Below are 14,622 nucleotides of genomic sequence, written 5' to 3'. Positions count from 1 at the left end.
ACATAATATGTTTATTACCTGAATATAAATGAGTTATGAAGTATGAGTGAGCTAGTTTATTACGACCTAAAACGAACTAAAAAAATGTCACCCAGTTTATCAATACAAGTTGCCAGAGAACTGGGTCGCAGAATTGTAGCTGGTAGTTTCGAGTCAGGAAGTTTAATTGAAGACGAAAATGCACTAGCTGAACGTTTTCAGGTTAGCCGCGTTGTTGTCCGAGATGCCGTAAAGATTCTAGTGGGGAAGGGTTTGCTAGATGTTCGCAGAGGAATAGGTACAAAAGTACGTCCTCGCAATGAATGGACCTTACTCGATGACGACGTATTGGCTTGGCATATTACTGCTACCCCAAGGTTAGACTTTATTAGTCAGCTAATGGATATTCGTTTAGCTTTTGAACCTAAGGCTTCACGATGGGCTGCTGAGCGCGCTACAAAAGAAGACATACTTGAAATAGAAAAAGCCTGTGAAAGAATGGAAGAAGAATCAGGTTCAATCGAAAAATTTGTGGTGTCGGACGCCCTTTTTCATAAAGCTGTTTTGCATGCTGCTCACAACGAGTTTTTAACGGCAATGGAAGGTGTAATATACTCTGCGCTCTTAGTTAGCGTGCGAATTACTAACAAAGATCCACGCAATAACAGTGATTCTGTTGCCTTTCACCGCGAAGTTTGTGATGCAATAGCCCGCGGAGATGGTGATAAAGCTGAAAAACTGACCGAGAAATTGTTAAGAGATGCAATTCGCAGGCTTAAAGAAGCCTTCGGCAAAGGGTATTTTGACGATAAATCTATATAAATTCTTTAAATATCATAGCCTTACGAGCTCCTTTATAAAATATAAATATCGACTGCTTACCTTACTTAGAACATTTATTTACCTTAATTTAAAACATCATATCTTTGTTAACATTGCATGTTATATTTGTTAATATAATAAAATGTTAATCGGTCTAGTGCTTTTCAATTGTGCTTAAATACTACAGTAGGTAAAAAATGAATCGTAAAAATAAATTACAAAAAATCATATTATTCAGTAGCTTGTTTAATATTTCTTGTCTTGTTAGTGCAAATCCTGCGCTTCCATTTTCTGATCAAACTAATACGGGTGGCTGGATTTTAAATACCCAGGTTAGCGATGAGTTTGAACAAGGCACTGTTGACGAAGAACGATGGTTTATAGTGGGTAAATTTAAAGACGGGAAGCCCCAATATATTCACCCCGATAATCCAGACAAGTGGGTATGGAAAGGTCGCGCTCCGTCACAGTTTTCTGGACGCAATTACCGCTTAGAGAATGGCAAGCTAATGTTAGAGGCACGCTGGGAGCCCGACTTCCCTTTCACAGATGAAATCAGGAAGCCTGTATTCGGCGAGCCTATGAAGCATGAAAATATAACAGTTCCATGTTTTATTAATCGTAGATCTTTTACTTATGGCTATATTGAAATTAAGAGTAAATCAGCTGATGCAGAAATAACTAGCGGCTTTTGGTCTATGGGGCCTGGATTAGAATTTGATTTTTTTGAATCATTTGGAGATAGCCGTGAAGATCCAGCAAAAGACCATTTAGACAGTGAATTGTGGTGGTCTATTCGTGACTGGAAAAAACCAGTGGGTGGTAAGCCCAGCTACACTGAGCGAAAAGATTTAGGGTTTAGAATGGCCGATGATTTCCACATATACGGCATTGAATGGGATGAACAGGGGGTTAAGTACTACATTGACGGCGAATTGTTTTCAGAGGTAACGGCTGAACAAGTTACGCAGTGGGCGAAAGAAAATAGAGAAGGGTTACCTGAAGACTATAACGGCTACGTCGCCACTCAACCAATCAACCTTTGGCTCGACATGGAAACATTCCCTTGGCACGGTTACCCAAACAGCAAAGAGGATTTAGAATTAAACAGCCCTGAGAATAAAAAACACGATGGTGTTGTAGATTTTGAAGTTGAATATATTCGTGTATGGCAAAAACCTGAACACTTGGGCAAATAAGTTCACTCTTCCCTAAATAGATGTCATTCCCAATTTCTCAGGAATGACATCTCAAATAAAGAATCTAAGGTTATTGTGGGGTAATTTCTAACAACAGCACCCCTTCAGACGGAAGTTCAAAAGTTGTATCCATAAGATTGCTCGTCATCATGTTTTTAACCGATGCGGACTGCCCATTTTTCATAGACAATTGCAACTTAGCCGTATTGTGACCAAAGTTCAGTATATTCAGCAAATACTTCCCATCTTTTTCAGATACTACTCGCCACATCGTTGTTTTGTGGTCAAGGCCATTATCTTCTTTAACTAGCACTTCAGGTTCACTAGCTTCTTCAACTTCCGCCAGTGCCACCTGTTTAATTTTAGCAATGTTGGTGGTGTTTAAAGTAATTAACTTTCCTTCACTTGCCGCTAAACGCTTGGTACGCTTTTGGCCATACTCATTCATAGATAATGCATCTTGTGAGTCAAGAATTACTGTACCGCCATTAGTTAAATACGACTGCAAGGTGTCAAATTCGGCATCGCTCACATATTTGTTATTGTAAACAACAATAGCGTCCCAGTTGTTATTGTCTTGTTTTTGAATAATATTCTTAGTAGCAAATCCTAAAGGAAATCCTTCGAAAAACATCGATTCATATAATTTGTAACCTTCCGTCATGTAGTCTGTAGTATTTATGGCTGAGGTTTCCGAATAAAAGAATCGCAATGGACGGCGTTGCTCGCGCAACGCTATAATTTCTTCAGAAAAGCTATTTAGGTCAAACATAACTTGGGTGACTTCGTTAGTAACGTGTGGTTGCATGTTATTGGAACCAGCATAGGCTCCGCCCAGACCAGGGTCAAAGAAGTCAAGCTCACCTTCTAAGCGGTCTTCGGGAGAGCCATCTGGGTCACGCGCCCAAAACCAGCCCATGTTAGCATCCATACCTAACAACGTTGCTAACCAATATACGCTTCGCACATAACTGGTGCGTGTGTCTAAATCGCGCCACTGTCCTGATGATAAAAAATGGGATTCAGAATTTATGTTAATTTTGTTTGGAGCAACTGATTCCATGAAATCATGAAACATCGCAACAAGCCCCCAATGATAAGAGTACTTTTCAATCCATTCTGACGATTTGCCCGGACGAATGTTCTTGCTTCCAAACGACTTTGCGTCATGCCCTACCATAGTCGTTAGCTCTGCCAAGGCTTCAGTATCAATTCCACCAGAGCGTGCATTTTCCATAAACATACGAGGCATAATTTTTATATGTGTGTCAGCCTCTGGATTTACTGCATGTAGCTCTGATTGAACAAAAGTAAACCAGTCAGTGCTTCTGTCCATATTGTAGCGTGACCAGTCATACCAAATTGGCGTACCCTGTAGTGCAGGGGCAATTGGAATCTCAATTTCTACGGCGTCAAAACCTGTAAAATCGCTTTGCCAGTTGGTATTTAAATTAGCGATGTTGCCACTGTACTTTTTATCTAACCAAGTTCTGAATTTATTAAGCGTATATGATGAAATCGAGGTCATTTCTTGAAATTTATGTGTCCAATGACCTTTTTCAGCGTACCAATGTGGTTCATTTGCTAGAACAAAACCTAATTCGGTCACTTTTTTACCCTTAGTAAGCTCGCCAGTTTTGCGAATTATTTTGCTCCATAAGTCTCGTGCCACTGGGTTGTCTATATCAAAGCCAATAAACAATGATCTACCTTTACGTATTTCAGGCTCTATTTTTTCTACCCACTCAGGAATTCCCATTAACCAGTAGACTAAAAAGCCTACGTTTGTATCTGGAATATCAGTAAGTTCCGCCATCAACTCTTGATCAAAGCTACCGTCTTCTTTTAGTAAAAATGAATTTATTGCGCGATCATGATCCACGGGATATAGGTTTTCGCCACCATGATAAAGCGCTCCTAAATGATCATTATAAATATCAGTATTGGTAAGCGGCTGGCCTACTGTTTTTGAAAAGTAATCGTAGGGAAATATAGGTTTTCCATTACTGATAAACATGTTGTCACCGGCCTTTGTACCTTGCCAATCAACTTTATTAACCGGTCTGCGCTTAATTTCGCCACGGAGTTCGCGGCCAAGGTCGTCTATACCTTTATCTAAAATTTGAATTACTTTTTTACGTTCAAAGTCGGGCAATTCAGCAGCGAGTTTTACTTTATCTTCAGCGTAATAGCGTTCATAACTGAATGCTCTTTCAATTGTTTCAGGGTTTGCTTCATCCCAGGTGGCAAATTTCAGGAATTGTTGAGAGAACCAAACAATAGTTTCTTCCCTTGCCACATCAATACCTTTTGCGCGAGCTTCAGCCATCATTTGTTCAAGTTGCGATAATTTTATACGTGCCTGCTGCTCTATAGGGCTTACTTCAATTTCAGCTGTATTTGTTGAGTTTAAAGGAGCTTCAATTGAATTAGTGCAGCCAGCTGAGATTGAAAGCGCAGCGGCAATTGAAATTGCGAGTAGTTTACGTGTCATGGTTTCCCCCAAATATGAGAATGCTAATTTAAATACAACTTAGGTCAAAAGTGCCTACATCGCTCCATATAAAACGCATCTACATGGAACAGCTTGTTGTAAATAATATTTTATGTTAATTTTATGTTTCTTATTCAAACATATCATGTTTAAATATATCATACTAATTAAAATTGAAAGAAATCAATAAACATTCTTTAAATTTGATAAAAGCAACATCGGTACAAAGATTATCGCAAGCCATATGGTGCGCAAAAATGGTGTTGTTGATTTAAGTGCTTGCTTGGCTTGTTCATACAAAAAGGTAAATAGGTTAATAAATAATGTTCAGTAAAATTACAAAATCTTTAGTGATATCTCTAGTATCTATTACGGTGTCTACAAGTTTGATTGCGTCGGAGCCTGAGTCAAAGAAAAGTAATGGGAAAAAACCCAATGTATTGGTACTAATGTTTGACGACATGCGATTTGATACATTCTCATATAGAGGAGGACCTGTTAACACGCCAAATATTGATGCACTAGCAGCTGAATCTACACGCTTTGATAACGCCATGACCACCACTGGGTTATGCTCACCCTCGCGCGCAGCTTTATATACGGGCAGATGGGGACATAAAACGGGTATGGATGATAACGTAGAATTGTATTCTACGCGCTTAGCAGAACTGGATCCTAAAGAAGGCGGGTTGCTGCGCAGGGCATCTAACGCGGGATACCTAGTCGGCCATGTAGGTAAGTGGCATTTAGGCGCGCGGGGTACGGAATTGCGCGGGGCAGAAATTGATTTAGCCCATGGCCATGAATCTCGAGAACGTTTTGCGCGCGTATATACGCCATATAGCAAAGTTTCGCAGGTAAAGGGTTATTATGAAGGTAAGTTAGATAAACGTGGCGAAAAGCACGAATACTATATGACCTTAGACGGAACGTATGAAGACACTGCTGCTTATCAAAAGGTGCTAGCGGGGCAAAAGATGCTCAAGCAAATGGCCAGCGATGATAGGCCGTTTTTTGGGGTAATTAGTTTTAATCAACCACATCCCGCATATAGAGTGCCAGAACCCTACGCTAGTATGTTTGACCCAGAAACTGTTGAACTTCCCAGCAACCACTTAGCTAAGCGTGTATTTAAGCCTTTAGCTCAAGATGGTATTTGGTGGCCTTGGCATGATGTAGGCCATATGTCTGAAAAAGATTGGCGTAAAGCTCGCGCATTCTACTATGGTGCAATGGCTATGGTTGACCGAATTGTTGGAGAACTGTTGCAGGCAGCAAAAGATGAAGGCATCTATGATGATCTGCACATTGTGTTGTGGGGTGATCAAGGCAGTATGTTAGGTGAGCACTCCTTGTATGATAAAGGGCCCTACGCATACGACGAACTGATGCGTATGCCATTATTAATTAAAAACCCAACGTTAGCACCTAAAACGGTAAAGCGTCAGGTGTCGGTACTTGATATTACAGCAACGCTAGCAGATTGGATGGCACTAAAACCTGACGGCGATGAAGATGGCCATACATTAATCCCATTAATGGAGCATGGTGACAAAGCGGAAGATGGCCAGGTGGATTTATCTTTATATGCTTATGAATGGTACAACGGCAGTTGGTTCGGTATTCGCGCAGTACGTACTCCCGAATTTAAATTTGTGTGGAATCCTGGTGATAATCGTGATGAGTTTTACGATCTTAAAAATGATCCGGGTGAAATCAACAACCTAATCAAAAACCCAAAATATAAAGCGCAGCGTGCAAACATGGTTAAGTTGCTAATGTCTGAACTTGAAAGAGTGTCTGATCCATCGTTAAGCAAATTAAAATACCATGCTAAAGCCTATTTATAAGCAAAACCTAATTAAAGAAGAAATATATGAAAACAAAATTTATTAGCTATATTTTTAGCGCATCCTGTTTATTATCAGGTTTAGCGACAGCGACAGAGCAAGCGCCTAGGCCGAATATATTACTTGTTCTCACTGATGACCAAGGCTACGCAGATGTAGGCTTTAGTCAGTATGCGAGCAAAGACATTAAAACCCCTAATTTAGATGCTTTAGCGCAAGGCGGTATTACCTTTGATTCAGCTTACGTAGCCCATCCTTTTTGTGGCCCAAGCCGCGCTGCTCTTATGACTGGCCGCTATCCCCATAAAATTGGTTCGCAGTTTAACTTGCCGGTAAATGGTTCTGCTGCTGGCATTGATACAAACGAAGAATTCATTAGTAAAACATTGCAGAAGGCAGGTTATTTTACCGGTGCAATTGGAAAATGGCATTTGGGTGAACAAGCACAATATCATCCTAACGCACGGGGTTTTGATGAGTTTTACGGATTTTTGGGAGGGGGCCACAAGTTTTTTCCTGCACAATACTACAAGCAATATGAACACGTTAAAAAACAGGGAGTAAAATTTTTCAATGATTACATTACTCCACTACAGCACAACGGTGTTGAGGTGCGTGAAACAGAATACATGACCGATGCCTTATCAAGAGAGGCCATCAAGTTTATTAATAAAGCGGCTGACGATACTTCTCAACCTTTCTTTTTATACTTAGCCTACAATGCTCCGCATGTTCCGCTTGAAGCAAAAGAAGAAGATTTAGCTTTGTTTAAGCATATCAAAGACGAGAAACGCCGCACTTATGCAGCAATGGTTTACGCAGTTGATAGAGGTATAAATAACATTGTTGAATCACTCAAAGCCAGTGGGCAATATGATAATACATTGATTGTATTTTTAAGTGATAACGGTGGGAAAGTTCAATACGGCGGTGTTAATAAACCCTTAAAAGAAGGCAAAGGAAGTGCAAGAGAAGGTGGTCACCGTGTGCCTATGATGATGCACTGGCCGTCAAAAATAGGGGCGGCTAAGCGCTACCCACATCCAGTGTCTGCCCTAGATTTATATCCAACGTTTTTGTCATTAGCTGGGGCTGAAGCTCCCGCGAAAAAAGAACTTGATGGTAAAGATATTTGGGCCCACCTTAGTGATGGTACTAGTGCGCGTGAAGGTGAAAGTTTATACGTAATGAGGCACCGAAAAGCAGCGCATGATGTGTCGGTAAGACGTGACCAGTGGAAAGCTGTTAGAACAAAAAATACCGGTAAATGGCAGCTTTATAACATCGAAAAAGATATTTCTGAAACCAATGATCTTTCAAAAACACACCCAGTTATTTTACAAGATTTAGTGAATGATGTGGCTCATTGGAGTTGGTCAAATGTGCAACCTTTGTGGTTTCATCAACATTGGGAAGGTGATCAATGGCGCAAAGACGATATGCCTAAGTTTGGCGAAACGTTTACCTTAAAGTAGCAGTACTAAGTGCATTCGTAATCCCCTCGAATGCACTTTTTTATTAGTACAACTCGCGCATTTTCCATCCCCACAAAGATGGGGATCTGATATCAATATTCCAAATACGGTTGACCGAAATATGAAAACTATTAATGAACGAAGACCTTTATATATAGCCGCGTTTGCGCTAATGCTATTTAGCTGCTCATCAAGCCAGAACATACAAATAGCGGAGACAAACAACAAGGCGTTGTTTACAAAAACAACGGATGTCATCCCGTTTGGTGATAGTTATCATAAAAAATGGGGAGCGGCTGTTGTTTCAGACATTGATCAAAACGGTTGGGAAGATGTCCTTGTAACTCATCACGGCGCTCACGCTTTAATATATTGGAACCAAGAGGGAACATTTTCACAACCCGTTGAACTTATTAAGGGTGATACACACGGGGTAGGTGTGTCAGATTACAATGGCGATGGGAACATCAATATTGTAGTTGCTCAGGGTGGCGGAGATGGTGGTAACCCAAGAAGGCCGGTTTATTTTTCAGTTGATAAGAATAGAAAAATTGAGCGCCTAGGTGTATTTGAAGACTTTTTACCTGGAAGAGGGCGCGCTGTTAAATTTATTGATTCAAATAGTGACGCAGCACTTGATTTATTCGTTACCGGTTTTGCACCTAAAAAAGTGAAATCATTAACAACCAATCAACTTTATAAGAATGCCGGAGGGGAATTTATTCAACCCATTACGCTACCCATTCCCCATGATGCTTTATCGATGAAAGCCTTAACAACTGACGTTAATAACGACGGTATTATAGATATAATAGTACATGGTGGTAGAGATCTAACTTTATCTACAGGTAATGGTGTTGGTACTTTTGAAGATGCTACAGCTAAGGCTTTTGGAGAGTTAGCTAATATAGACTTTGTTAGCAGTATTACAGAAATTGACTTTGACAATGATGGTGATTTTGATTTGTTTTTAAGTCGGAGCCTATTTCAATTTCAAAAAGAAAGCTACTACGACCCTATTGCAAAGAATTTTGCTTTCTTTGTTTTCCGCAATAAATTCATGTTCGATAATTTAACCATTGAAGGAGAGAATTTGACGCTGGAAAACATCCAAGAAACGTATGCTACATATGATATACAGCTGGGAAAAAACAAAACGAAAGTTGAAGCTCTACGAGATGGTCACTACGCAAGCGGTAAACTAATAATACGGCCTGAGGACGCGAAAGGTTGGCCTGAGGGAGAAGAATTAAAAGGCATGCACATTGGATATTTAGGAGACGGAAAGTGGAGAATTGGCGGGTACGTTAAATCTAGATTAAGTGCTGTGGTAACTAATGTAAGTTCTCAACCCAAAGAAATAAAGCGTAAACCAATGCCTCCCTACTTATTAGAAAATCGAAATGGAAAATTTGTAGACGTAACCCAAGCTATGGGAATAGATATTGTTGAACAAACAACCCACGCCGCTGCAGGAGACTTCAACAATGATGGGTATGTTGATTTAGCAATAAGTCCATATGGTAATATGGCGTTACCAGTGGAGCATAAGGTGTATATAAATAATGCAGGTAGTGGGTTTCAAAAACACCTTAATGCGGGATTAACATCGCTTGAAATAGGTGCCACAGGTGTAGGCCTTACTACAATTGATTATAACCAAGATGGGCGGTTAGATTTAATTTTTGGTAATGAACGTGGAAGTTGGTATTTGGCTAAAAACCAATTAGAGGCCAAATATAAAAATAATTACGTAGTGATAAATGTAACGAACGCACCGAACAGCTATGCTCAGCCAATTGGCGCACGCGTTGACATAACAGCATGCGGTAAGAGGCAAAGCCAATTAGTGGGAGCCAGTGGCGAAGGGTATCACCACATGCTGAAGTCTCGTGTGCATTTTGGCTTGGGTGATTGCGCTAACGTTGATAGCGTAAATGTAACTTGGACGAATGGTGAAAATAAAGTAGTCACGAATATCAAAGCTGGCAACGCGATTTCGATGTAAGTTAGGGTTAGCAAACGCTTTCTAGCATTTAACTTGAATAAGGCTAGCAAACAACCACCTCAAATAAGTTTGCGCTTATTGCAGGTGGTTAGTTAGTACTTATCAACATTTAACAAGCTGCACTTAGCCATACCACACTATTTGGCTTGAAATGTGCTTTATGCCTTTGAAATTAAAAACTTAGTTATAGTTTTAATCGTTGAAAAGGGCTAAATCATGAGCGCAGAATTTACACCAATGAATCGCCGCAAAATGCTTAAAACAATGGCCTTGGGCGCGGCGGGCACTATGGCTTACTCAACATTAAGTCATGCTACTGAGGCTGTGACTACACCAAACTTCCCCCTAAATTTGCAAAATTTAAGCCCGCAAGAACTCGCACAAGATGAATCATTTTGGGCGCAAATTGCACTCTTTTATGACAAAGCGCCCAACATAATTAATTTAGAGCATGGCTATTGGGGCAAAATGTCGACGCCGGTGCAAAGTAACTTCATAGAAAATACACAAATGGTAAATAAGCATTTGTCAGTTTATGCGCGCAAACACTACCGTAATGACATGCAATTGAGTTCAAATGAAGTTGCAAAGGCCTTAGGGGCTAAAAACGAAGAAATAGCGCTTACGCGAAATGCGAGCGAATCAATACACAACTTGATTCGCCAGTATAAAGGCCTGACTAGCCGCGATACAGTACTCTACACTGATATTGACTACCCTAGCTTTAAAGACACAATGCGCTGGTTAGGTGATACAAACAATCTAAAGGCTGTAGAGCTTACTTTGCCCGCGCAAGCTACCCAGCAACAAATTTTAGATATCTACATTAAAGCATTTGAACAATACCCAAGTACTAAATTGATGCTACTAACCCATGTAAGTAACCAGCATGGCTTGGTGCTACCTGTTGCTGAAATAGCAAAAGTCGCTAAGCAAAAAGGCATCGATATTATATGCGATTGTGCGCAGTCTTGGGGTTTGCTTGATTTTAAAATTACCGATTTGAATGTGGATTGGGCCGGCTTTAATTTGCACAAATGGATAGGAAGCCCCGTGGGAGTGGGTGCTTTGTATATGAAGGAAAGGTCGTTAGAAAAAGTACACCCATATCCTGGAGAGCACGATGCCAGCAATACGAACGTTAACGCGCGAGTACATATGGCGACCAGTAATTTCGCCTCAATATTGAGTATTCCGGCGGCGCTTGATTTTCACCATAAAATTGGCGGTGCAAACAAAGAAGCTCGCTTACTGTATTTGCAAAACTTGTGGACTAGCAAGGCGAGAAAAATGCAACACATTGAAGTTTTGGGCGGCTTAGATAAAGCTTCAAGTACAGGAATGGCTTCGTTTCGTTTGGTAGGCCAAAGCTCAAAAGAAGAAGTGAGCGCTTTGCAAAAACGCTTAGAGCTTGAGTTTGGCATATTTACTGTAATTCGCGTTGGTTTAGCAAGCGGCTGCTGCATTCGAATAACTCCGCAAGTTTTCACTACTGCCCACAACATGCATCAATTTGTACTGGCCTTGGAAGAAATAGCTGATTCAGCATAAGTAAGCTCTAAATTCAGCTCAGGCGGTTGTAGCATTTCGTCATAGCAATTCAATATAACAATAATCTTATACTTTAAAATAAATAAGGAACACCATGAAAAATCTTTTACTACTTGGGCTTTTGTCACTCTCTGTAGCCCTTCCACTACACGCAGAAACAATTAGCTCAAGCCCTGAAACACGCCTTAAAAAAGCGGGTTTTGAATTACCAGCACCGGTTAAGCCCATTGCCAACTATGTTACTTGGCGGCGTTCAGGCAATACATTGTATTTGTCAGGGCATGGTGCATGTGAAGGAAAGAGTGTACTAGGTATACTGGGGAAAGATTTAGATGTAAGTGAAGGTTACGAGGCGGCTCAACGAGTAGGCCTATGTGCTTTGGCGACTATAAAACTAGCGGTAGGTGATTTATCAAAAGTGAAGCAAGTGCTACAAATAAACGGCATGGTAGCGGCCACCCCCAATTTTGTTGAACACTCAAGGGTCATCAACGGATTTTCTGACCTATTTGTGACTGCGTTCGGTGATGATGGAAAAGCCGCGCGCGCTGCTGTGGGTATGAGCAGTTTGCCAGGCAATATGTCAGTCGAAGTAAGCGCAGTTATTGAATTAAACGAATAAGAAATAGTGTCAGTAAATAGCCTGGCTGCAATAATTTTATTTGCTCAAGCAAGCGGCGGAAATTACGTTAATGATGGCTATAACTTAGCAGGCTTTTTATCTAGCGCAGGCCATGACGTGCAAACCCGATTCTTAAGTAATTCTGTTTCTATTGACTGGACTAGTTTTGGTCAAATATTAAATGCTTCAGCGTCAACAAGTGGTATATTTTTAATAGGCTTAGTTGGATTGGGACTTGTGTCGCTTAGACGCTACAAACTGTCATAGATAAAATTTGAAAACTCAGTACACCACTTGAGTTGTTAGAGCCTGTAACGCCAAGTGGTTCATATCTATAAACTAGCTAGTAACTATTCAAGTAATCCTATACTATGATTGCTTGAATTTTGTACGCTGCTTGGAAGGATATGAGCTCAATAGTAAAAGGAAGGTTTAAAGTTGGAAATTGGTTAGTAAATCCTGCTGAAAATACCCTAAGTAACTCGCTTCAAACGATTAATATTGAACCCAAAGCAATGGCGCTACTTTGCATGTTATGTGAGGCCAAAGGAGGTGTGGTGTCTCGTGAAGACATTATGCTCAAAATTTGGAATGAACGTTATGTAACTGATTACGCGCTAAATAACTTAATATCAAGCCTGAGGAAATACCTTAGCGCCGAAAGCTCCCCTGAGTCTTACATTAAAACGCGGCCTAAAAAAGGCTACCAAATAGTTGCTAATATTGTAAGCCTTGAAGAGCCTAAGCCCGCACTACAAACAGAGCATAAGAGTGAATACGAAGCTAGTACTCCCATTCCCGCCACACCGCAAGATTCAAGGCTAACAACTAAACCGCACAAGCGAAAGTACGTGGTATTAGCAGGCTTATTACTCGTAATAATTACCTTAGGCTTTATGTTAACGCATAAGCAGGAGCCCGCGCAGCCTCCGCCTACATCCATTGCAGTACTGCCCTTTGAAGTTTTTGATAAAGAAGCACAATTGGCGTTTTTTGCAGATGGGCTTGCCGATGAAATTATCCATCAGTTAAACACAGTAGATGGTTTTAGCGTAATTTCTCGCCGCTCATCTTTTGCCTACAAAGATACAAATATGAATGCAAAAGACATAGCGAAAGAGCTTGGTGTTACTTACATTTTAGAAGGCTCGGTGCGTGAAGAAAAAAACGCGATGCGCACAACTGTGCAGCTAGTGAACGCAATTAGCGGTACCATTGGTTGGTCAAGAGTATTTACTGCATCCCAAGAAAATGGTTTTGCCATTCAATTTGAAATAAGCACCGATATTGCCCAATCTATGGACGCAAGCTTCACCGAATTTGAAAAAAGTAAGCTGCGCTACCAGCCTGAATCAAGTGAAGCTTTCTTGCACGTACTTCGCGGTAGAAGGTTGAATCAAATAGGTAATATAGAAGCCGTAGTGAAAGCAAAAGACGAGTTTTTAATGGCTACTTTGCTTGATCCAAACTATGACATGGCCTTTGTAGATTTGGGCGTGTCGTATTTACTATTACAGCAACAAAAAGCGCTTAAACCTCAAGAAGCCTCTGAGCTTTTTCAAGAAGCCATTAACAATGCCCTAGCCATAAACCCTAATTTACCTGAAGCCCATGCGGCATATGGTATTTTCTACTACAACAAAGGGAAATTTGATTTATCGAAAGCATCTTTTGAAAAAGCGCTTAGCCAAAAACCTAAGCTATATTTAGCCTTGGTGAATTATGCTAATTTGCTACGCGCCAATTACCAACCTGAAAAAGCGCGAGAGCTCTACCTGCGAGCGAAAAAAATAGCGCCGCTTTCTAGTGTAATTCAGTGGGGCATTGGCCAAACTAATCAGTCTTTAGGGAAGTTAGATAAAGCAATACAAAGCTACGAAACTTGCATAAATACAAGTCCTGGCAATACGAATTGCTTATTGGGTTTGGCGTACAGTTACCGTTTGAATATGCAAGGCAGCAAAGCCGATAAAACACTAAAAACCATTCAGGATTTAGTTTCCCCTACTGACTACTATTATAAGCTGGCTTTTGCTTGGCACGCATTGCAAACGAATGATCTTGAAACCGTGGTAAGCATAGTTGAGCCCTTAACAGACCAGCACGGCTTTGGCATTCCTATACAAACCATTACCTACGCCAAAATTGGCTTAGACCAAGCAGAAAGTTGGTTGAAGCGCTTAGCACAAGCTGATGATTCACAAAAAACAGGCCTAGGGTATAAAGCTAACTATGCAGCCGCTGCTTATTTTAGCGGAAATTGCGAGGTTGCTATAATGTACTATGAAAATATGCTGGGGCATCAAGCGAATCTAGCATCCGATGCAGACATACTAGCTAATGGCGTAACGTACATTTCCAACTTAGCTTATTGCTATCGAGAGCAATCACTGTTTGCTAAGGCTGATACAAAAGTAGCGCAATTAGGTGAAATAATATCTTCTTTGCCTAGCGCTCAAAAATCACACCCAGGATTTGCCTTTGTAAAAGCACAATATGCTTTGCTAAACGGAAACACCACGCAAGCTCAACAAGAAATTGAGCTGATCCAAAACAGTGATTGGGGCCTCAAATGGCTATTAGAGAAAGACCCTATTGTTACACGCTACAGAAACTAAATTG

General features: G+C 40.6%; 10 protein-coding genes. 9 read left to right on the top strand and 1 reads right to left on the bottom strand.

Annotated features, from left to right (window positions below; all coding sequences use genetic code 11):
* The first annotated feature begins 42 nt into the window (after nt 1-42).
* Nucleotides 43-801 carry a FadR/GntR family transcriptional regulator gene (locus tag ACOI22_RS14845; protein ID WP_420672902.1) on the top strand — a complete coding sequence of 253 codons (759 nt, stop codon included), beginning with the start codon at nt 43-45 and terminating at the stop codon, nt 799-801.
* A gap of 197 nt (nt 802-998) precedes the next feature.
* Complete coding sequence (locus tag ACOI22_RS14840) at nt 999-2,000, top strand: family 16 glycosylhydrolase (RefSeq protein ID WP_420672901.1); 1,002 nt, start codon at nt 999-1,001, stop codon at nt 1,998-2,000.
* A gap of 70 nt (nt 2,001-2,070) precedes the next feature.
* Here the strand turns inward: ACOI22_RS14840 and ACOI22_RS14835 are convergent, their stop codons facing one another.
* Nucleotides 2,071-4,494: an alpha-amylase family protein gene (locus tag ACOI22_RS14835; RefSeq protein ID WP_420672900.1), complete on the bottom strand. Its 2,424-nt coding sequence runs from the start codon at nt 4,492-4,494 to the stop codon at nt 2,071-2,073.
* 323 nt (nt 4,495-4,817) lie between these two features.
* Between ACOI22_RS14835 and ACOI22_RS14830 the strand changes: the two genes are divergently transcribed.
* The 7 genes from ACOI22_RS14830 (at nt 4,818) to ACOI22_RS14800 (ending at nt 14,618) form a co-directional block, all read left to right on the top strand.
* On the top strand, nt 4,818-6,344 hold the full coding sequence (locus ACOI22_RS14830; RefSeq protein ID WP_420672899.1) for a sulfatase-like hydrolase/transferase: 1,527 nt from the start codon (nt 4,818-4,820) through the stop codon (nt 6,342-6,344).
* A gap of 26 nt (nt 6,345-6,370) precedes the next feature.
* A complete protein-coding gene (locus tag ACOI22_RS14825) occupies nt 6,371-7,819 on the top strand; it encodes a sulfatase-like hydrolase/transferase (RefSeq protein ID WP_420672898.1) in 1,449 nt (482 codons plus the stop codon).
* Between the two features lie 121 nt (nt 7,820-7,940).
* Complete coding sequence (locus tag ACOI22_RS14820) at nt 7,941-9,827, top strand: CRTAC1 family protein (RefSeq protein ID WP_420672897.1); 1,887 nt, start codon at nt 7,941-7,943, stop codon at nt 9,825-9,827.
* A 216-nt stretch (nt 9,828-10,043) separates the two neighbouring features.
* The gene (locus tag ACOI22_RS14815) at nt 10,044-11,378 is read left to right on the top strand and encodes an aminotransferase class V-fold PLP-dependent enzyme (protein WP_420672896.1); all 1,335 of its coding nucleotides are present in this window, start codon (nt 10,044-10,046) and stop codon (nt 11,376-11,378) included.
* A 94-nt stretch (nt 11,379-11,472) separates the two neighbouring features.
* Complete coding sequence (locus ACOI22_RS14810) at nt 11,473-12,000, top strand: RidA family protein (RefSeq protein WP_420672895.1); 528 nt, start codon at nt 11,473-11,475, stop codon at nt 11,998-12,000.
* A 6-nt stretch (nt 12,001-12,006) separates the two neighbouring features.
* On the top strand, nt 12,007-12,267 hold the full coding sequence (locus tag ACOI22_RS14805) for a hypothetical protein (protein ID WP_420672894.1): 261 nt from the start codon (nt 12,007-12,009) through the stop codon (nt 12,265-12,267).
* 140 nt (nt 12,268-12,407) lie between these two features.
* A complete protein-coding gene (locus ACOI22_RS14800; protein ID WP_420672893.1) occupies nt 12,408-14,618 on the top strand; it encodes a winged helix-turn-helix domain-containing tetratricopeptide repeat protein in 2,211 nt (736 codons plus the stop codon).
* Nucleotides 14,619-14,622 lie beyond the last annotated feature (4 nt).

It is taken from the genome of Glaciecola sp. 2405UD65-10, from assembly GCF_048820975.1.
In the GTDB taxonomy this organism is placed as follows: domain Bacteria; phylum Pseudomonadota; class Gammaproteobacteria; order Enterobacterales; family Alteromonadaceae; genus Glaciecola.
The sequence above is the reverse complement of the archived record's forward strand: the minus strand, read 5'-3'. Positions and strand labels throughout refer to the sequence as shown.